Origin of the sequence: Streptomyces olivaceoviridis (genome assembly GCF_014650115.1) — a bacterium.
GTDB classification, from domain to species: Bacteria; Actinomycetota; Actinomycetes; order Streptomycetales; family Streptomycetaceae; genus Streptomyces; species Streptomyces olivaceoviridis.
The window spans coordinates 1-21,876 of record NZ_BMUI01000051.1 but is presented as its reverse complement, the minus strand read 5'-3'; the positions used below and the strand labels follow the sequence as shown (position 1 = coordinate 21,876).

Genomic DNA, 21,876 nt, shown 5'->3' with positions numbered 1-21,876 from the left:
TCGCGGTGCGGCAGTTGGGCCGGCTCATCTCTCATGGCGGACGGGTTGCGGGAAGGCGGCGCGGTCCGTCCTGACGGCGCCCCGGAGTCACCCGCACGGTGATGGAACCGGACGGCTTCTTCCGCGGGGCGCCGCGGACCAACCGCGGCGACACGCCGAGGATGCGGGGACACGACCCTCATGTGCTCAGGCGTACGGCCGCACGTACGGTCACTACGCCGTCCCGAGGAGCCGCTCAGCGAGCAGAGCGTTGATCTCCTCCTGGTGGTCCGTCAGGTAGAAATGGCCTCCGAAGAACTCGCGGTAGTCGAACGGGCCAGTGGTGTGCGAGCTCCAGAGGCGGGCCTCGTCGGCCGTCACCTGGGGATCCTCGGTTCCCACGAGAACGGTGACGGGACAGCCCAGGACGTCACTCTCCGAGCCCCGGTAGCCCTCGATCGCCCGGTAGTCGGCACGGATGGCGGGCATGATCATCCGCACCAACTCGTCGTCCTGCAGGAGCTGTTCGTTCGTACCGCTCAGTGTGCGCAACTCGGCCAGGATCCCTTCGTCGGTGCGCAGGTGCACCGCCTCCTCGCGCCGTGTCCTGGGGGCTCTGCGCCCGGACACGAACAGCTGCACCGGGCCGGTGCCGTGGTTCCGCTCCAGCCGCATGGCCACCTCGAACGCGGTGACCGCCCCCATGCTGTGACCGAAGAACGCCATCGGGCGGTCGGTGCACGTGGCCAGTGCCGCGTGGATATGGTCGGCCAGTGCGCCGATGTCCTCGACGAACGGTTCGTGACGCCGGTCCTGTCGTCCGGGGTACTGGACCGCGATCACGTCGATCCGCGGTGCCAGGGCCGCGGCGACCGGCATGTAGTAGCTCGCGGCGCCGCCGGCATGGGGGAAGCAGACCAGCTGCACCGCTGCGTCGGGAGCGGGGCGGAACCGGCGCAGCCATGCGCCGGGATCGCTGAGGGGAACGTGAGGGGGGTTGACGGTCACGTCTGTCGGTTCCTTGTTCGGCTGGATGTCGGGTGTGCGGGACCGCGCCACTTCGGGCGAGTGGGAAGGCCGACGTCGTGGCGGGGACAGGACCGGTGCGGCGGAAGGTGTGGGAGCGCCTGCGTCCGCGGGTAGTCGACCATGGAGAGGCCGTGTCCCACCAGTACCGGCCACGGCATCGGTTCTCCGAGAGGTGTCGTCACGGGGTTCACGCGACCTGAGGGGCGTTTTCGCACAGGGCGATCGACTGTTCCCTGGCGTACGCCTGGGTCAGGCTCGACAGCAGGTACCGCCCGGAGCTGTCCTGTTGGAGGAGGTTGGCGTCCACCAAGCGGTCCAGGGCGTCCTCAGCCTCGATGAAAGAGCATCCGAGCCGCTCGACCAGCACAGCGGTGCTGAGGATGCCGGTTTCGAGTGTACCCAGGATCCGCAGCGCCACATTCGCGTGGAAGCCGTGCCTCGGCGCGGCGCTCAGAGCCTGGTAGCCGGCGTCGAAGCAGCCGCGTACCGACAGGTCGCCGACACTGAGTTCGTCCAGCAGCCGGTCGGCCCTCGCCAACCGGTCGGCCATGCCGGCGAGGGGGCGGTGCGGCCGACCGAGCAGTCTGATGCCGACGATCCGCAGGGCCAGGGGCAGACCGCTGCATATTCGGACGATCTGCCGCGCGGCAGCGAGCTCCGCGTCGACACGTGCCCGGCCGATGATGCTGGAGAGCAGGCGCAGGGAGCTGTCCTCGGTCATGCACCCGAGGACGACGGTCCGCGCGCCCTCCAGGTCCGCGAGTCGGTTCCGGCTGGTGACGAGCACTCTGCTGTGTATGCCGCCGGGGATGAGCGGGCGCACCTGCGCGGCACTGTGCGCGTCGTCGAGGACGACCAGCAGCTTGCTGTCAGCCACCACCGAGCGGTAGAGGCCGACGAGTTCCGCATCGTCCTGGGGGATCCTGGCCTGCGGTACACCGAGATCGCGCAGAAAGCGGGTCAGCAGGTCGGACGGCCGGACGGGGTGGTCGCCGCTGCCGCCCAGGGAGGCGTAGAGCTGGCCCCGGGTGTATTCCTTGCGGCAGGCGTGCGCCCAGTGCACCGCCAGGCACGTCTTGCCGACACCGCCGCTGCCGCTGATCACCGTGGTCGTCTCCCGCGGCGGAGCCGTGGGGTCGGAGAGCGTGCTCGCGGGACCGTCCACGGGCGACCGCGGCCCGGCGGACGGCCATGGGAGGAAGTCGGGGAGCATGGCGGGGAGTTGGGCCGGACGTGGCGGTGACGGGGCGGCGATCCGGGTGACAGGCCGGACGTCCGCCGGTCCTGGCCCGGTGAGGCGCGCGTCCTCCGAGGCCAGGATCTGCTGCTGCACCTGCTGGAGTTCCGTGCCCGGTTCGGTGGCCAGTTTCTCGATCAGCGCGGCCCGGATCTGGTGGAACACGTTCAACGCGTCGGACTGGCGTCCGGAGCGGAACAGCGCCAGCATGAGTTTCGCCGCCAGGCCTTCGTGGAGGGGGTTCTCACGGGTCAGCCGCCACAGTTCGGGCACGAGGTCGGCGTGCCGGCCCAGCTGCATGTCCAGGTCCAACCGCCAACTGAGGGCCTGGAAGTACCGCTCTTCGAGGTGCCGCACCTCGATGTCACGCAGGGTGCTGGACTGGACGTCCTGCAACGGACTCTGGTGCCACATCGACAGCGCGGTGCCCAGTTCCGCCGATGCGCCGGCGAGGTCCCCCGCCATGGCCAGTGCGGACGCCCTCTCGCGGTGACTGTCGAACCGGCCGAGGTCGGTCTCCTGACCGTCCACCTCGACCAGGTAGCCCGGCGCCCGGGTGACGATCCGTGCGCCGGCCTTCGGCCCGAGTGCCTGTCGCAGCCGCATCACGTACGTGCGTATCACCGCCGGGCCGCTGCTCGGTGGCGTGTCGTCCCAGACGAAGTCCTCCAGCCGGTCCACCGACACCACCCGGTTGGCGTTCAGCAACAGGGCCGCGAGGACAACCCGTTGCCGCGGCGCAGCCACCGTCACGCGGTGTCCGTCGACTTCGACGGTAAGTAATCCTAACATCCTGAAATACAGCAAATGTGTCCCCTCGGGGATTCCAACGTCGTGCCAGCGGGACGGCTTCCTCCCGCCCGTCCGGTTGACCTCTGCTAGTGGAACGTGTCGGAGTGCAGACAGGTTCATGATGCACGCCGGTTCCATCGCTGGTCACTCCTGTACTGAACCGCACTGCGTCAGGGGCCGGATCGCCTCCGTCGGCGAGCGGCGTTCGCCGGTCGCGTCCTCGGGCCCCGCGGCCCGTCGTGGCAGCCGTGCGGACCCGGGACGCGGACACTGTCGCATCGCGCGTCATCGAGACGATACGCGGCCCCGGAACACTGGGCGTTCAGGCCGGGCGCGACACCTGACGCATGCACCGCGCAGGCCATGACCCGGAGTACCGGGGCGGGGTGTCGAGCCAGGGCGGCGGTCGGTGTGGTGAGCGGCGAGGAGTTGCGGGAACACGTGAAGCGGGCGACGGCCTACGCGTGCCGGATCATGCGGCTTGCGCGCCAACCTGGGCCTGGGAGGATCGAGTTGACCACGGCCCCGTGCGCGGGCCGGAGCTGCCCGGGCGGTGTCGGAGCCGCCCGTGCCGCGTCGCGCTCGATCGGCCGCGCCACCGGGGTATGCACCGGATCACCCGTTCGCCCCGGACCCGGCGCCCCCAGGTCCTGTCGTCGAACTCCCGCCCTCCGGGCGGACGACGGGAGTTCGACGACAGGACCTGGGCCGTCCGCGGCGGCGACGGCCGGGCGGCGCAGTGGCCGGTCGGCACCGCGGCGGTGAGGATCGTGTGTACTGCTCGCCGTCGCGCCACGGAGCTCACGACGGGTCGAGTCGGTGTGCCGCTCGCTGACAGCGGGTCGGCGGAGTGTGGGCGAACGGCAAGCCACCCACCGATCCTCCCCGCACAGCGCAGGGCGAGCGCCGCCATCACACGTGTCGGCACATGGCCCGCGAGGCATTCCGCGTGATCCGGAAGCACATGTTCCAAGCCCGGTCCAGAAACCTGCAGTACGTTGAGGAGCAAGCGTTGACCAGGACGGACCCGTCGCAGGCTGCCATCGCCGTCATCGGTTTCTCGTGCCGGCTGCCGGGCGCGCCCGACCCCGACGCCTTCTGGCGGCTGATGCTCGACAAGCGGCACGCCATCACCGAGGCGCCCGCCGATCGATGGACGTCGGTCCAGCTTGAGGCCGCCAAGACCCCGCACGCGGCCAGCGCGCGCTGGGGCGGGTTCATCGAACAACCCGACGCGTTCGACGCCGCCTTCTTCAATGTCTCGCCGCGCGAGGCCGCCGCCATGGACCCACAACAGCGCCTCGTACTGGAACTGGGCTGGGAGGCCGTCGAGCACGGGGGCCTGCTGCCCGCCGGACTCGCCGGCAGCCGCACGGGCGTGTTCGTCGCCGCGGGCTGGGACGACTACGCCACGCTGCGGCGCGAGTCGGTCGGCGACATCACCCACCACACGCTCGTCGGCACACAGCGCGCCCTCATCGCCAACCGGCTCTCACACATGCTGGGTGTGCGCGGCCCGAGCCAGCTCGTCGACACCGGTCAGTCCTCGTCACTGGTCGCCGTGCACCTGGCCTGCCAGAGCCTGCGCTCCGGCGAGTCCAGCACCGCGCTGGCCGGCGGCGTCAACCTCAACCTGGCACTCGACACCGCGCTGGTCATCGCGGGTGTCGGCGCCCTCTCCCCGGAGGGGCGGTGCCACACCTTCGACGCGCGGGCCGACGGCTACGTGCGCGGCGAGGGAGGCGCGCTGGTGCTGCTGAAGCTGCTCGACCAGGCCGTCGCCGACGGCGACACCATCCACGGCGTGCTCCTCGGCAGCGCCGTCAACCACGACGGCGACGCAAGCGCACTGACCGTGCCCGACGCCGAAGCCCAACGCGACCTGGTCGCGCTGGCTCAGCGGGCCGCCGGCGTCTCACCCGCTGACGTCGACTACGTGGAGCTGCACGGTACCGGCACCAAGGTCGGCGACCCGGTGGAGGCTGCCGCGCTGGGAGCCTCCACCGGCTCCGCGCGGCCGACCGGCTCGCCCCTGCTGGTCGGCTCGGCCAAGACCAACATCGGTCATCTGGAAAGCGCCGCAGGTGTCGTCGGCCTGCTCAAGGCCGTCCTCGCGGTGCGGCACGGCGAGATCCCGGCGAGCCTCAACTTCGACACGCCGCCGCCCGGCATCCCCCTCGACGAGCTGAACCTCAAGGTGCTCACCGAGCGCACCCCCTGGTGCGTGGACCGCCGGATCGCCGGCGTCACCTCCCTCGGCCTGGGCGGCGCCAACTGCCACGTCGTGGTGGCGTCCTACCAGCCGCCCGGAACCGACGTGCCGACCGCCCCGCAGCGGCCCGCGGTACCCGGCGCCGTGCCCCTCGTGGTGTCCGGGCGGACCCCGGCCGCGCTGCGCGCGCAGGCCGCACGGCTGGCCGACTGGATCGACGACCACCCCGGGACGGACCACGTCGATCTCGGCGGCTCCCTGCTGTCGTCCCGTACGCTTTTCGACCACCGAGCGGTTTCCCTGGGCGCCGGCGGACTGCGCACGCTGGCCGCCGGCCAGGCGGATGGGGACGTGGTCACCGGCTCCGCCGCCGCACCCGTGGGCAAGACGGTCTTCGTCTTCCCCGGACAGGGCTCGCAGTGGGTGGGCATGGGGCGTGAACTCCTGCTCGAATCAACGGTGTTCCGCGCCCGCATGGCCGAGTGCGAACAGGCCCTGGCACCGTTCACGGACTGGCGCCTCTCCGACGCGCTGCGCGACGCCGACGCGCTGGAGCGCACGGAGGTCGTCCAGCCCGTCCTGTGGGCGATCATGGTGTCGCTCGCGGCCGTGTGGCAGTCACTGGGCGTCGTCCCGGACGCGGTGCTCGGCCACTCCCAGGGCGAGGTCGCGGCCGCCGTGGTAGCGGGGGCCCTGTCGCTGGAGGAGGGCGCCCGCATCGTGGCCCTGCGCAGCGAGGCCCTGCGGGAACTGACCGGACGCGGCGGTATGACCGCGCTGGCGCTGTCGGCCCAGGACGCCCGGGCACTGATGGGACCGGAACTCTCGATCGCCACGGTCAACGGTCCGTCGTCGGTCGTCGTGGCGGGCCCCCCCGCGGCTCTGGCCGAGGTGGAAGCCCTGGCCGAGGCGCGTGACGTCCGCGCGCGCCGGGTCCCCATCAGTTACGCCTCCCACTCCGCCCAGATCGAGGAGATCAAGGAGGAAGTGCTGCGCGCCCTCGGCGAGGTGACGCCCCGTGAATGCGGCGTCGCGATGTTCTCCACCGTGGACGTGGACTGGGTGGACGGCACGGCTCTCGACGCCGGGTACTGGTACCGCAACCTGCGCAGTACCGTCGAGTTCGAGGCGGCCGTACGACACCTGTCGGAAGCGGGTTACGGCGTGTTCGTCGAGGTCAGCACCCATCCCGTGCTGGCGTCGGCGGTGGAGGAGAGCGCCGGTGACGTGATCGCGGCCGGGACGCTGCGCCGGGACGACGGGGGATGGGACCGGCTGAAGCGCGCGGCGGCCGAACTCTTCGTGCGGGGAGTCGACGTCGACTGGTCACCCCTGCTCTCGGGCGCCGCCCGAGTGGCACTGCCCACCTACTCGTTCCAGCGCCAGTCGTACTGGTTCGACCGGGCCGCCGAACCCGCCCCGGCCGCGACCGTGGTGGTGGACACCGGCCTACCCGCCCTGACAGACCTGGTCAGGTCGCACGCCGCCGCAGTCCTCGGCTACTCGGGCGCGGAGGAGGTCGACGTCCGCCTGGCCTTCAAGGCCCTCGGATTCGACTCCACCTCGTCACTGGAGCTGCGCGGCCGACTGGCCGCCGCCACGGGGCTGCGGCTGCCGGCCGCCCTGGTCTACAACCACCCGACCGTCGAGGGCGTCGCGGCCTTCCTGCACCGCGCTCTGACCGGTGCGGACGACACCGGCACCGCCGCCGGCCCGGCCGAAAGGCCCCAGGACGAGCCCGTGGCGATCGTCGCCATGAGCTGCCGACTGCCCGGCGGGGTGCGATCTCCCGCGGACCTGTGGCGGCTCGTGGAGAGCGCGACCGACGCCGTCGGACCCCTGCCCGAGGACCGCGGCTGGGACCTGGAAGCCCTGCTCGGCGAGGGCGGCAACGGCACGTCCCACAGCGGCTTCGGCGGATTCCTGCAAGGGGTGGGCGAGTTCGACGCCGACTTCTTCGGCATCTCGCCGCGCGAGGCGGTGGCCATGGACCCCCAGCAGCGGCTGCTCCTCGAGACGAGCTGGGAAGCGTTCGAGCGGGCCGGCATCGTCCCGTCCTCGCTACGCGGCAGTGCCACCGGTGTGTTCGTCGGCGCCATGGGCCAGGACTACCTGCCCCGGCTGCACGAACTGCCGGCCGAGGCCGAGGGGTACGGTCTGGTCGGCGGCGCCGGCAGCGTCGCCTCGGGTCGTCTCTCCTACACGTTCGGTCTGCACGGTCCGGCCGTGACCGTCGACACGGCCTGTTCGTCGTCGCTGGTGGCGCTGCACATGGCCGCCCGCTCGCTGCGGGCGGGTGAGTGCTCGCTGGCCCTGGCCGCCGGGGCCACGGTGATGGCGGGCCCCGGCATGCTGCTGGAGTTCAGTCGGCAGAGCGGCCTGGCAACGGACGGGCGGTGCCGCTCCTTCAGCGACGATGCCGCGGGCACCGGCTGGAGCGAAGGCGTCGCCGTGCTGGTGCTGGAGCGGCTGTCGGACGCCCGGCGCAACGGGCATCCGGTGCTCGCGCTGGTGCGCGGCAGCGCCGTCAACCAGGACGGCGCGTCCAACGGACTGACCGCACCGCACGGTCCGTCGCAGGAGGACGTCATCCGCGAAGCCCTGGCGAGCGCCCGGCTGACGGCCGCCGAGGTCGACGCCGTCGAGGCACACGGCACCGGTACCCGGCTGGGCGACCCGATCGAGGCCGAAGCCCTGATCGCCACCTACGGGCAGGACCGTGAAGAGCCCGTGTGGCTCGGCTCGTTGAAGTCGAACATCGGCCACACCCAGGCCGCGGCGGGCATCGCCGGCGTCATCAAGATGGTGGAGGCGATGCGGCACGCGACGCTGCCCAGGACGCTGCACGTCAGTACGCCGTCGTCCCGAGTGGACTGGTCGGCCGGCGCCGTACGGCTCCTCACGGAACAGCTGCCGTGGCGGACCACGGGTCGACCCCGCCGCGCCGGCGTCTCCTCCTTCGGCGTGAGCGGCACCAACGCCCACGTCGTGCTCGAGGAGGCCCCGCCGACCGCACCGACGGTCGCGGACGACCGTCCGGACGCATCGACCTCCCCGCCGTGGATCCTCTCCGCCCGTGGCGCCCAGGCTCTGCGCCGGCAGGCCGCCGGGCTGGCCGCCCACCTCGCCACCGCCGTACCGCGGCCGCGGCCGCTGGACGTCGGCTACTCGCTGGCGACCGAGCGCACCGCGTTCGAGGACCGCGCTGTTCTGCTGGGCGGGCCGGACGCGCTGCCGTTGCTCGCCCAGGCGGCGCCCGACGAGGCGATGACGCCGCCGGGCGTGGTGCGGGGCAGCGTGGTGCCCGGTGCCAGAACGGTCTTCGTCTTCCCCGGCCAGGGTTCGCAGTGGTCCGGTATGGCGCTCGACCTCGCCCGGTCCGCGCCGGTCTTCGCCGAGCAGTTGCGGGCCTGCGAAGACGCCCTCGCCCCCTACGTCGACTGGTCCCTGTCCCAGGTCCTCGCCGAGCTCGGACAGTCCGCCCTGCTGCGCGTGGACGTCGTGCAGCCCGCGCTGTTCGCCGTCATGGTCTCCCTCGCGGCCCTGTGGCGCTCGCACGGTGTGCGGCCGGACCTGGTGGTCGGCCACTCGCAGGGCGAGATCGCCGCCGCTGTGGTGGCCGGTGCGCTGACGCTGGAGGACGGCGCCCGCGTCGTCGCCCTGCGCAGCCAGGCGCTGCGCGCCCTCGCCGGACGCGGCGGCATGGTCTCGGTCGCCGAGCCGGAGGAGGCGGCCGTACGCCGCGTCGCCCGCTGGGAGGGCCGGCTCGCGGTCGCCGCCGTCAACGGACCCGGCGCCGTGGTGGTCTCCGGCGACCCGGAAGCCTTGGACGAGCTCCTCGCGGCGTGCGAGGCGGAGGGCTGCCGCGCCCGCCGCATCCCGGTCGACTACGCCTCGCACTCGGCGCACGTCGAGGAGATCCGCGAGGCGGTGATCGGCGCGTTGGGCGGCATCGAGCCGCGCCGCGCCGCGGTGCCCTTCCTCTCCACGGTCACCGGCGCGGTGCTGGACGGCACCGAACTCGACGCCGAGTACTGGTACCGGAACCTGCGCGGCACGGTCCGCTTCGGTCCTGCTGTCGCGGACGTGCTCGCCCACCAGTCCGCGCTCTTCATCGAGGTGAGCCCCCACCCGGTGCTCATGCAGGCCATCTCCGAGTCCCTGGACCGCGCCCCCGACCGTCCGGCCGCGGTGCTGTGTACGCTGCGCCGGGGCGACGGCGGCCACGAGCGGTTCCTCACCTCCCTGGCCGAGGCCTACGTGCACGGCGCGTCGGTGGACTGGGCGGCGTCGTACGAGGGCAGCGGCGCCCGACCGACGGAGCTGCCGACCTACCCCTTCGAGCGCCGGCGGTACTGGCTCGACACCATGCGCGCCACCGCGCCCGCGCGGCCCGGACCGCACGCCTGGCGCTACCGCGTCACCTGGACCCCGCGCCCCGACGCCGACCGGGCGCCGGCCCCGGACGCCCTGTCCGGCCGCTGGCTGGTGGCGGTGCCCGAAGCGCTCACCGGCGACCCGTACACCGAGGACGTCACGGCGCTGCTGGCCGCGTACGGCGCGGACGTCCGTAGCTTCTCCGTGACGGGTGCCGACGACCGTGCGGTCCTCGCCGCGCGGCTGCGGTCCGCGGCCTCGGACGAGTCCGTCGCGGGCGTGCTGTCGCTGCTCGCCCTCGACGAGCTGCCGTGCCCCGGGCACCCGGCGGCGCCCGGCGGACTGGTGTCCACCGTGGCGCTCCTCCAGGCACTCGGCGACACCGGGATCCCCGCGCCGCTCTGGCTGGCCACCCGGGGCGCGGTCGCCGTGGACACCGCCGAGCGGCTCACCGCTGCCGCACAGTCCCTGGTGTGGGGGCTCGGCCGGGTGGCCGGCCTCGAACACGCCGACCGCTGGGGCGGCCTCGTCGACCTGCCGGACGGCTGGGACGAACGCACCCGGGCCCGGCTGGCCGCCGTCCTCGCGGGCCTGCCCGTGGACGGCTCGGCGGATCCGGCCCACGGCACCGAGGACCAGGTGGCCGTGCGGGCCACCGGCGTGTCCGTACGCCGTCTCACGCGAGCCGTGGGAAGCGCCCGTCCCGGCGCCCGCACCTGGCGGCCCGGCGGAACCACGCTCATCACCGGCGGCACCGGCGCCCTGGGCGCGCACGTGGCCCGCCGGCTCGCCGCACACGGCGCCGAGCACCTGCTCCTCGTCGGCCGCACCGGTCCCCAGGCGCCCGGCGCCGAAGAACTCCGCCGGGAGCTGGAGGAACTCGGCTCCCGCGTGACGGTCGCCGCCTGCGACGTGGCCGACCGCGCCGCCCTGGCGGCGCTGCTGGGCACGGTGCCACGGGAACACCCTCTCACCGCGATCGTGCACGCCGCCGCCGTCCTGGACGACGACACGCTGGCCGCGCTGCGGCCGGAGCAGATCGAGCGGGCCCTGCGTCCGAAGATGGCCGGTGCGCTCCACCTGCACGAGCTGACCCGGGACCTGGACCTCGACGCCTTCGTCATGTTCTCCTCCGTGGCCGGTACGTTCGGCGTACCCGGACAGGGCAACTACGCCCCGGGCAACGCGTTCGTGGACGCCCTGGCCGAGCAACGCCGCGCCGAGGGACTCGTGGCGACCTCCATCGCCTTCGGCCCCTGGGCGGGCGCGGGCATGGCCGGCCGCGCGGGCGTCGGCGACCTGCTGGCCCGGCACGGTCTGCACGCGATGGCCCCCGCGGACGCCGTGGCGGCGATGCAGCGGGCGGTGGACGACGACGAGACCTGCCTGACCGTGGCGGACATCGACTGGGACCGTTTCTTCCTGGCCTTCACCGCCTCCCGGGCCCGGCCGCTCCTGCACGACGTGCCCGAGGTGCGGCGCATCCGCTCGGTCGCCACCGCCGCCGAGGAGCCCGGCGCGGCCACGTCCACGCTCGCCGGACGGCTCGCGGGCGCGAGCGAGGAGGAGCGCGGCCGTCTCCTGCTCGGCCTGGTGCGCGACCACGTCGCCGCGGTGCTCGGCCACACCGGCGCCGCAGCGGTCCCGGCCGACCGTTCGTTCAAGGAGCTGGGCTTCGACTCACTCACCGGCGTCGAGGTCCGCAACCGGCTGGGAGCCGCGACCGGACTGCGGCTGCCGGCCACCGTGGTGTACGACCACCCGACCCCCGCCGCCCTGGTCCGCTACCTGCGCGGCGAACTGGCGGGCGGGGCGGTCGGCGCCGCACCGGAACCGCTCCTGCCCGCACCGTCCGCGGCCGAAGAGGACCCGATCGCCGTCGTCGCCATCAGCTGCCGCTTCCCCGGTGGCGTACGGACCCCGGACGATCTCTGGCGCCTCGTCAGCGAGGGCGCCGACGCGGTCGGCGCGTTCCCCGCCGACCGCGGCTGGGACCTGGACGCCCTGTACCACCCGGACCCGGCGCACCCGGGCACCACCTATGTGCGCGAGGGCGCGTTCCTCCACGACGCCGCCGACTTCGACGCGGACTTCTTCGGGATCTCGCCGCGCGAGGCACTGGCCATGGACCCACAGCAGCGCGTGCTGCTGGAGACGTCCTGGGAAGTGCTGGAGCGCGCCGGGATCGACCCCACCACGCTGCGCGGAAGCCGCACGGCGGTCTTCGCGGGCACCAACGGACAGGACTACCCCGCGCTGCTCGCCGCCGCGCCCGCCGAGTACGCCGACAGCGAGGGCTACGGCAGCACCGGCGCCGCCGCCAGCGTCGTCTCCGGCCGCGTCTCCTACGCCCTCGGTCTGGAGGGGCCGGCCGTCACGGTCGACACGGCCTGCTCCTCCGCACTGGTGGCGCTGCACCTCGCCTGCCAGTCGCTGCGCCAGGGCGAGTGCGAACTGGCCCTGGCCGGCGGCGTCACCGTGATGTCCACCCCTGGGCTGTTCCTGTCGTTCAGCCGGCAGCAGGGGCTGGCCCCGGACGGGCGCGCCAAGGCGTACGCCGCCGCGGCGGACGGCACCTCCTGGGGCGAAGGCGTCGGCGTGGTGCTCCTGGAGCGGCTGTCGGACGCCCGCCGGCACGGGCATCCCGTGCTCGCCCTCGTGCGCGGCAGTGCGGTCAACCAGGACGGCGCCAGCAACGGCCTGGCCGCTCCGAACGGTCCGTCGCAGCAGCGGGTCATCACGGCCGCGCTGGCCGCCGCCGGTCTGCGGGCCGAGGACGTCGACGCGGTCGAGGGCCACGGCACGGGCACCCGGCTCGGCGACCCCATCGAGGCACAGGCTCTGATCGCCACGTACGGGCAGGGCCGCACCGAGGAACGGCCGGTCTGGCTGGGCTCGGTGAAGTCGAACATCGGCCACACCCAGGCCGCCGCGGGCGTCGCCGGACTCATCAAAATGATCATGGCGATGCGGCATGGCGTCCTCCCCCGATCCCTGCACCTGGACGCACCGTCCGGTGTCGTCGACTGGACGGCGGGTGCCGTACGGCCACTGGCCGAGGCGCGGCCCTGGCAGCCCAGGACCGGGGCCCCGCGCCGGTTCGGCGTCTCCGCGTTCGGCATCAGCGGCACCAACGCGCACGTCATCCTCGAACAGCCGCCGCAGGAGCCCGAGGAGCCCGAGGAGCCCGAGGAGCCCGAGGAGTCCGAGGAGCCCGCCGGGGCCCCGGCCGCCGAGCGGACGGCATCCGGAGCCCGCTTGTTCCCGCTGGCGGCCAAGGGGCGCGCCGCCCTGCGCGAGCAGGCGGCGAGCCTGCTGGCGCTCCTGGAGGCCGAGTCCGTGACCGAGGACGGACTGACGGACGTGGCGTACTCACTGGCCACCACCCGCGCCGCACTGCCCGACCGCGCCGTCGTGCTCGCCGAGGACCGCGACGGCCTGGTGCGTGCGCTCGGCGCGCTCGCCGCCGGCCGGCCCTCGGCCGGCGTCGTCCAGGGCACCGCCCGGGACGACGCCGCCGACACGGTGGCCTTCCTGTTCACCGGCCAGGGCAGCCAGCGCGTCGGCATGGGAGCGGAACTGTCCGCGCGGCTCCCCTCCTTCGCCGCCGCCTTCGACGAGGTCTGCGCCGAGCTCGACCGCCACCTGGACCGGCCACTGCGCCGGATCGTCGACGAGGACGCGGAGGCCCTGGGGCGGACCGAGTACGCCCAGCCCGCGCTGTTCGCCGTCGAAGTGGCTCTCTTCCGGGTGCTGCGGGACTGGGGCGTCCGGCCGCTCCGGCTCGTCGGCCACTCCGTCGGCGAACTGGCCGCCGCGCACGCCGCCGGGGTCCTCTCCCTCTCCGACGCCGCCGTCCTGGTGACCGCGCGGGGCCGGCTGATGCAGGCCCAGCGTTCCGACGGCGCGATGCTCGCCGTCCAGGCGTCCGCCGACGAGGTGGCCGACTCCCTGGCCGAGCACGGCGACCGGGTCGCCGTCGCGGCCGTCAACGCCCCGGGGTCCGTCGTGCTCTCCGGCGACTCCGACGCGGTGGCCGCCCTCGAAGGGCACTGGCGGGAGCGGGGCCGCAGGACCAAGCTGCTGCGGACCTCGCACGCCTTCCACTCCTCGCACCTGGACGGCATGCTCGCCGAGTACGAGCGGATCGCGGCCACCCTCGACTACCACCCGCCGCGCATACCCGTCGTCTCCACCGTGACGGGCGCGGACCTCACAGCCGAGGAGGCGTGCTCGCCCGCCTACTGGGCGCGGCAGGCCCGGGAGACGGTCCGGTTCTCCGACGCCGTACGCACCCTCCGAGCCGTCGGCGTGACCACCTTCGTGGAGATCGGCCCCGACGGCGTGCTCTCCGGCATGGTGTCCGACTGCCTGCCGGAGGAGAGCCCGCTGGCGGTTCCCCTGCTCCGCGACGGCCGGCCGGAGGAGCAGACACTGCTGTCCGCCGTGGCCCGCCTGCACACCGCGGGCGTCACTCCGGACTGGGAAGCGCTGTTCGCCGGGATGGGCGCCCGTCGGCGCCCACTGCCGACCTACCCGTTCCAGCGCAAACGGTTCTGGCCGCGGGTCCCGGCCGGGACCACCGCCGCCGCGTCCGCCGACCAGTGGCACTACCGGATCGGCTGGACGGAGCTGACGGCCCTGAGGGAACCCGCCGGAGCCGGGGGGCCCGACAGCACCTGGCTCGCCCTGGCGCCCGACACCGAGGACGGGAACGAGGCGCTGGCCGCCTGCCGCGCCTGGCTCGAGCGGCTCGGCACCCCCGTCGTCCCCGTCGCCGCCGGCACGGGACGGGACACGCTCACCGAACGGCTGCGGGACGCGGCGGTGCGGGGCCCGGTGTCCGGCGTGCTCTCACTGCTCGCGCTCGACGATCGGCCCCACCCGGACCACCCCGCTGTACCGACCGGACTGGCCGGCACGCTGACCGCCGCCCAGGCGCTGACCGACGCGAAGCTCAGAGCTCCGCTGTGGGTGGTCACGCAGGGCGCGGTGACCGTGGACCAGGACCAGGACACGGCGCGGCCCGAGCAGGCACAGACCTGGGGCCTCGGCCAGGTCCTCGGGCTGGAACAGCCCGAGCTGTGGGGCGGCCTGGTGGACCTGCCCGCCGACCTGGACGAGTCCGCTCTCGCCCGCCTGGGCGCCGCCGTCACCGGTGGGTGCGACGAGGACCAGCTCGCCGTTCGGGCCGGAGGCGTCCACGGCCGCCGTCTGGAACGCGCCCCCGCACCGGCGGCCGGCCCGGCCTGGCAGCCGCGCGGCACCGTCCTCATCACCGGCGGCACCGGCGCGCTGGGCCGCCACGTCGCCGTGCGCCTCGCCCACGACGGCGCCGAACACCTGGTCCTCACCAGCCGTCACGGTCCGGACGCCCCCGGCGCCGCCGCCCTCCACGACGAACTCGCCGCCCTCGGCGTCCGCGTCACCATCGAGGCGTGCGACGTGACCGACCGCGACGCGGTCGCCGCCCTCCTGGCGACGTACCCGCCGACCGCCGTCGTCCACACCGCGGGCGCGCTCGTCCTCGGGTCCGTCGCCGACGACACCGCGGCCGTGTTCGAGGAGGCCGCCGCCGCCAAGGTGACGGGCGCCCGCCATCTCGACGAACTGCTCGGCGACACCCCGCTGGACGCCTTCGTGCTGTTCTCCTCCGTCGCCGGCGTCTGGGGCAGCGGGAGACAGGGCGCCTACGCCGCCGCCAACGCCTATCTGGACGCGTTGGCCGCACGGCGCAGGGCCAGGGGGCTCGCCGCCCTCTCGGTCGCCTGGGGCCCCTGGGGCGGCGGCGGCATGGCCGACGAGGAGATTCTCGAACGGCTGCGCCGCCACGGACTCGCCGCCATGGCGCCGGCCGTCGCCGTCGCCGCCCTGGCCGCCCTGCCGGCAGGGCGGGATGCCTCGGTCGTCGTCGCCGACGTCCGCTGGGAGGACTTCGTCCCCTCGTACACCGCCGCGCGCCCACGCCCGCTCATCCAGGACCTGGCCGAGGTGCGGTCAGTCCTGGACGACCGGGAGGAGGAGCCCGCCCCGCCCGCGTCCGCGCTCGCCGCACGGCTGGCGGGCCTGCCGCCGGCGCGCCGCGAGGAGGCGGTGCGGGACCTGGTCCGCGACCACGTCGCGGCCGTGCTCGGCCACGACTCGGCCGAAGGCGTCGCGGTCGACCGGGTCTTCCGGGACCTCGGCTTCGACTCCCTGACCGCCGTGGAGCTGCGCGACCGGTTGGTCGAGGCCACCGGCGTGCGACTGCCCGTCACCGAGGTGTTCGACCACCCCACCGTCGCCGACCTGGCCGACCGGCTGCACGCCGAACTGACGGGCACCGCGTCCGGTCCGGACACCCGCCCGGCCGCCACGGACGTGGTCCGGGCAGCCGTCGACGAGCCGCTGGCGATCGTCTCGATGGCCTGTCGACTCCCCGGTGGCGTCGCCTCCCCGGAGGACTTGTGGCGACTGGTCGCCGACGGCGAGGACGCCATCGGCCCCCTGCCGACGGGACGAGGCTGGGACCTGGAACGCCTGTACCACCCCGACCCCGACCACGAGGGCACCTTCTACGCCAGGGGAGGCGGCTTCCTCGACGGCGCGGGCGACTTCGACGCGGCGTTCTTCGGGATCTCCCCCCGTGAGGCGCTGGCGATGGACCCGCAGCAGCGGCTGCTGCTGGAGACCTCCTGGGAGGCGCTGGAACGGGCGGGCATCGACCCCGCGTCGCTGCGCGGCACCCAGGGCGGCGTCTTCATGGGTGTCGCCGCGCAGGGCTACGGCAGCGGACCCGCCGAAGGCGTCGAGGGACACCTGCTCAGCGGCACCGTGACCAGCGTGGCCTCCGGCCGCATCGCCTACACCCTGGGCACCGAAGGCCCCGCGGTCACCGTGGAGACGGCCTGTTCCTCCTCCCTGGTCGCGCTGCATCTGGCCGGCCAGTCCCTGCGCTCCGGCGAGTGCGCCTACGCCCTGGTCGGCGGCGCCGCGGTGATGGCGTCCCCGGACGTCTTCGTGGAGTTCAGCCGGCAGCGCGGGCTGTCCGCCGACGGCCGGTGCCGCTCCTTCGCCGAGGGCGCCGACGGCACCGGCTGGTCCGAGGGCGTCGGCGTGCTCGTCGTGGAGCGTCTGTCGGACGCGCGCCGCAACGGCCACCCGGTGCTCGCCGTGATCCGCGGCAGTGCCGTGAACCAGGACGGCTCGTCCAACGGTCTGACCGCCCCCAACGGCCTCGCGCAACAGCGGGTCATCCGCCAGGCACTGGCCAACGCCCGGCTCCAGCCCGCGGACGTGCAACTGGTCGAGGCGCACGGCACGGGCACCACCCTCGGTGACCCGATCGAGGCGCAGGCGCTGCTGGCCGCCTACGGCCAGGACCGCGACGAGCCGCTGTGGCTCGGCTCGCTGAAGTCGAACATCGGGCACACCCAGGCCGCGGCAGGCGTCGCGGCCGTCATCAAGACGGTCATGGCGATGCGGCACGGCACGCTGCCCCGGACCCTGCACGCCGAGGAACCCAGCACCAGGATCGACTGGACCGCCGGGAACGTCCGGCTGCTCACCGAGGCCCGTCCCTGGGCGGGGCCGCGCCGGGCCGGCGTGTCCGCGTTCGGCATGAGCGGTACCAACGCCCACGTCGTCCTGGAGCAGGCCGAGCCGCCCGAGACGCCCGCGCCCGCCGCCCCGGACCGCGCGGCGCCCCTGCTGCTGTCGGCCCGCACCGCCGGAGCACTGCGCGAGCGTGCCGCCGGCCTGCACCGGCTGCTGAGTGACGGTGACGTCCGCACGGCCGATGTGGCCTGGACGCTGGCCGGCACGTCAGGCTTCGAGCGGCGCATGGCCGTCCTGGGCACCGACCGGGCCGCCCTCCTGGCCGGGCTTGCCGCGCCCGGCACCGCACCGAACGTCGTCACGGGCCGGGCCGGCGCCGGCCGAACCGTCTTCGTCTTCCCGGGCCAGGGCACGCAATGGACCGGCATGGCCCTGGAACTGGCCGAGGCGGAACCGGTGTTCGGCTCCTGGTTGGACGCCTGTGCCGAAGCCCTGGCACCGCACGTCGACTGGTCCCTGCGTGAGGTCCTCGCCGACGAGGCGGCCCTGCGACGGGTCGACGTCGTCCAGCCCGCCCTTTTCGCGGTCATGGTCTCGCTCGCCGAACTGTGGCGTTCCTACGGCGTCGGGCCGGACGCCGTCATCGGCCACTCGCAGGGCGAGATCGCCGCTGCCGTGGTGGCCGGCGTGCTCGGCCTCGACGACGGCGCGAAGACCGTCGCGCTGCGCAGCCAGGCCATCCGCCGGTCCCTGGCCGGCAAGGGCGGCATGGTCTCCGTGGCCGCGGACGAGAAGACCGTCCGGGAACTGCTGGGCGGCCACGAGGGGCGGATCGGCGTCGCCGCGATCAACGGCCCCCAGGCGATCGTCGTCTCCGGCGCCCCGGAGGCACTGGACGTCCTCGTCGCCGACTGCGAGGCGCGGGGCGTCCGTGCCCGGCGGGTCCCCGTCGACTACGCCTCGCATTCCGCCCACGTGGAGCAGACGCGGGAGGAACTCCTCGCCGCCCTGGCCGACGTCCGGCCCACCACGGGCGAGGTCCCCCTGCTGTCCACCGTGGTCGGGGACTTCGTCGACGGCACCGACCTGGACGCCGAGTACTGGTACCGGAACCTGCGCGAACCGGTGGCCCTGCACGCCGCCACCGAACGTCTGCTGCGCACCGGTCACACTCTGTTCATCGAGATCGGCCCGCACCCCGTGCTGGTCTCCGGCATCGAGGGCACCGCCGCGGACACCGGCCTCGCGGTCACCACCGTCGGCACCCTGCTGAGGGGGCAGGGCGGCCCGGACCGGATGCGCGCCGCTCTCGCCGAGGCGTGGACCGCCGGGGCCGACGTCGACCGGACCGCCCTCACCGGCCCCGGCCATCACGTCGAGCTGCCGACCTACCCGTTCCAGCGCGAGCACTACTGGCTGCCGACGCCCGGCCGGACCGGAACCCCGCGGCACCAGGCGCCGGAGCTGCTCTACCGCACCGAGTGGCGGGCACTGCCGGAACAGGGGGCGCTCGTACCGCTGGAGGACTGGGCGGTCGTCGTGCCCGACGGCGGCCACCCGGTCGCCGCCGCCCTGCCGGGGACCGTGACGACCGACGTCGGCCTCAAGGGCGTCACCGGACCCGTCGCGGGCGTGCTCTGTCTGCTGCCGCCCGCCGACATCCCGGCCCTGGTGCGCGCCCTGGACACCGCGGGCATCCAGGCACCCCTGTGGTGCGTGACCACCGACGCCGAACGCACCGCGGACCAGGCCGCGATGTGGGGACTCGGCCAGGTCATCGGTCTGGAGCAGCCAGAGCGCTGGGGCGGCCTCGTCGACCTGCCCGCCGACCTTGACGACGAGGTGATCCGTCGCCTGCGCACCGTCCTGGCAGGCACCGAGAGCCAGGTCCGGGTGCGCGCCGACGGCACGTACGCCCGGCGCCTGGTCCGCGTCCCGCAGGCCGCGCCCCCCACCGAACGGTGGGCCCCCGGACACGTCCTCGTCCGGGGAGCCGACGCGCCCCTCGGGGCGGAGCTCACCGACTGGCTGGAGCGGCACGGCGCCGAGGGCGTCCGGGTCTGCGCCGACCCCACCGCGCCGCCGGAGGCCGACGAGCGCACGGTGATACAGATCGCGGCCGCGGAACCGCCGGCCGGCCCGGTCGCCGAGACCGTCGTGACCGTGCCCGCCGAACTCACCGGCGCCGGGGACACGTTCGTCCTGCTGCACCCGCTCAGCGGGGTCTGGGGGGCGGCACGGCAGAGTGCCGCCACCGCCCGGTACGCCGGCTTGGCCGCGCTCGTCACCGGACTGCGCAGTCGCGGCGTACGCGCCGTCACGGTCGCCGTCGGCGGCTGGGAAGCGCAGGCACCCGCCGAGAGGCCGGTGCCGGTCGACGCGGTCATGACGGCGGTCCGCAGGGCCGTCGAACGCGACGAGCCCGCCCTGGTCGTCGCCGACGTCGACTGGGAGCTGATCACCTCGGGCGTCTCCACCCCGCGCCAGCTCAACCTGGTCTCGGAACTGCCCGACGCCGCCGTGGAAGAGCGCAGCGACGACCTCGTGGGGCGACTGTCCGCGCTCCCCGAGGCAGACCAGCGCCGGGCCCTGCTCGACCTGGTCGTCGAGCAGGTCGGCGCCACGCTCGGGCACGACACACCCGGTGCCGTCCGGCCCGACTCGCCCTTCGCCGACATCGGCTTCGACTCCCTGCTCGCCGTCCAGTTCCGCAACCGTCTGTCCTCGGCCACCGGACTGGCCATCTCCCCGACGGTGGTCTTCGACCACCCGACGCCGGTCGTGCTCGCGGACCACCTGCACGGCGAACTGCTCGCCGAACCCGACCCCGTCGCCCCGATGCTGGCCGAACTCGACCGTCTGGAGCGGGCCTTGGGCCAGGTGCCGGTGGCGGACGAGATCAGCACCCGACTGCACACCTTGTTGCGCCGCTGGAACGAGCGCAGCGCCCCGGCCGACGCCGGTGAACTCAGTTCGGCGAGTGCCGACGAACTCTTCGACCTTCTCGACAACGACTTCGGCACCGCCTGAGGGGACCGCCACACCATGACGGACGACAAGAAGCTCCTGGACTACCTCAGGCGCGCCACGGCGGAGCTCGGACAGACCAAGGCGGCGCTGCGCGAAGCCCGCCAGGCGATGCACGAGCCGATCGCCATCGTCGGGATGGACTGCCGCTACCCCGGTGGCGTCGAGTCCCCCGAGGACCTGTGGCGACTGGTCGCCGACGGCACCGACGCCATCACCGAGTGGCCCGCCAACCGGGGCTGGGACCTGGAGGGCCGCTACGATCCGGATCCCGACAAGGCCGGCACCTCCTACACCCGCAACGGCGGCTTCCTGCACGAGGCAGGACTGTTCGACGCGGGCTTCTTCGGGATCTCGCCGCGTGAGGCCCTGGCGATGGACCCGCAGCAGCGGCTGATGCTGGAGACCGCCTGGACAGCCGTCGAACGCGCCGGCCTCGACCCGCACGCGCTGCGCGGCACCAGGACGGCCGTGTACATCGGCGCCATAAACAACGGCTACGGAGACGGTTCCAAGGACGTCCCCGAACTCCAGGGACTGCTGGACACAGGCACCGCCGGCAGCGTCGTGTCCGGCCGTGTCTCCTACGTCCTCGGCCTCGAAGGCCCCGCGGTCAGCGTCAACACCGCCTGTTCGTCCTCGCTGGTCGCGATCCACCTCGCGGTCCAGGCGCTGCGTACCGGCGAGGCCACCCTGGCGCTGGCCGGCGGTGTCACCGTGATGGCCACACAGGACCCGTTCGTCGCTTTCAGCCGTCAGCGGGGCCTGGCGCCCGACGGGCGCTGCAAGGCGTTCGCCGACGCCGCCGACGGCACCGGCTGGTCCGAGGGCGCCGGTGTGCTGGTCCTGGAGCGGCTGTCGGACGCGCGGCGCAACGGGCACCCGGTGCTGGCGGTGATCCGGGGCAGCGCCACCAACCAGGACGGCGCCTCCAACGGCCTGTCCGCGCCCAATGGTCCGTCCCAGCAGCGCGTGATCAAGGAAGCGCTCGTCAACGCACAACTCTCCGCGGGCGACGTCGACGTGGTGGAGGCGCACGGCACCGGCACCAAGCTGGGCGACCCGATCGAGGCCCAGGCGCTGCTGGCGACCTACGGCCGCGACCCGGAGCGCCCCGTGTGGCTGGGCTCCCTGAAATCGAACATCGGTCACACCTCGGCGGCGGCAGGCGTCGGCGGCGTCATCAAGATGGTCATGGCGATGCGGCATGGCACGCTCCCGAGGACGCTGCACGTGGACGCCCCGAGTCGGGCCGTCGACTGGTCGGCGGGCAACGTGCGGCTGCTGACGGAGGAGCGGCCGTGGGATGACGAGGACGGCCCGCGCCGGGCCGGCGTCTCCGCCTTCGGCGTCAGTGGTACGAACGCCCACCTGATCCTGGAGCAGGCTCCGGTGGAGGAGCCGGCTGCGGAGGAAGCGGTCGGTGGTCCGGTGTCGTCGCCGGTGGTGCCGTCTGTGGTGCCGTGGGTGGTGTCGGGTCGTTCGGTGGACGCGGTGCGTGCGCAGGCGGGTCGGCTGGTCGCGCTGGCGGGTGAGGACCGGGCCGCGGTGGGTGCGGGGCTGGCGGGCCGGTCGGTGTTCGAGCATCGTGCGGTGGTCGTCGGCGGGTCGGCGGGGGAGTTCGAGGCCGGTCTGGAGGCGGTTGCGGCGGGCGAGCCGTGGTCCGGCGTGGTGTCCGGTGCGGTCG

The 21,876-nt window shown here is 74.0% G+C and carries 4 protein-coding genes; 2 read left to right on the top strand and 2 right to left on the bottom strand.

The window, feature by feature from the left end; translation table 11 throughout:
• Positions 1 to 213: 213 nt before the first annotated feature.
• Both IE273_RS41185 and IE273_RS41180 read right to left on the bottom strand, forming a co-directional pair.
• Entirely contained in the window at positions 214 to 987 is a 774-nt protein-coding gene (locus IE273_RS41185; protein ID WP_189820232.1) for a thioesterase II family protein, read from the bottom strand.
• 208 nt (positions 988 to 1,195) lie between these two features.
• Positions 1,196 to 2,998: an AfsR/SARP family transcriptional regulator gene (locus IE273_RS41180; RefSeq protein ID WP_229888103.1), complete on the bottom strand. Its 1,803-nt coding sequence runs from the start codon at positions 2,996 to 2,998 to the stop codon at positions 1,196 to 1,198.
• 1,051 nt (positions 2,999 to 4,049) lie between these two features.
• On the opposite strand from IE273_RS41180, the gene IE273_RS41175 reads away from it, so the two are divergent.
• Together IE273_RS41175 and IE273_RS41170 are read left to right on the top strand one after the other, a co-directional pair.
• Positions 4,050 to 20,192, top strand: a complete 16,143-nt coding sequence (locus tag IE273_RS41175; protein WP_229888102.1) for a type I polyketide synthase — start codon at positions 4,050 to 4,052, stop codon at positions 20,190 to 20,192.
• Between the two features lie 36 nt (positions 20,193 to 20,228).
• On the top strand, positions 20,229 to 21,876 hold a 1,648-nt coding region (locus IE273_RS41170; protein ID WP_229888104.1), incomplete at its 3' end, for a type I polyketide synthase.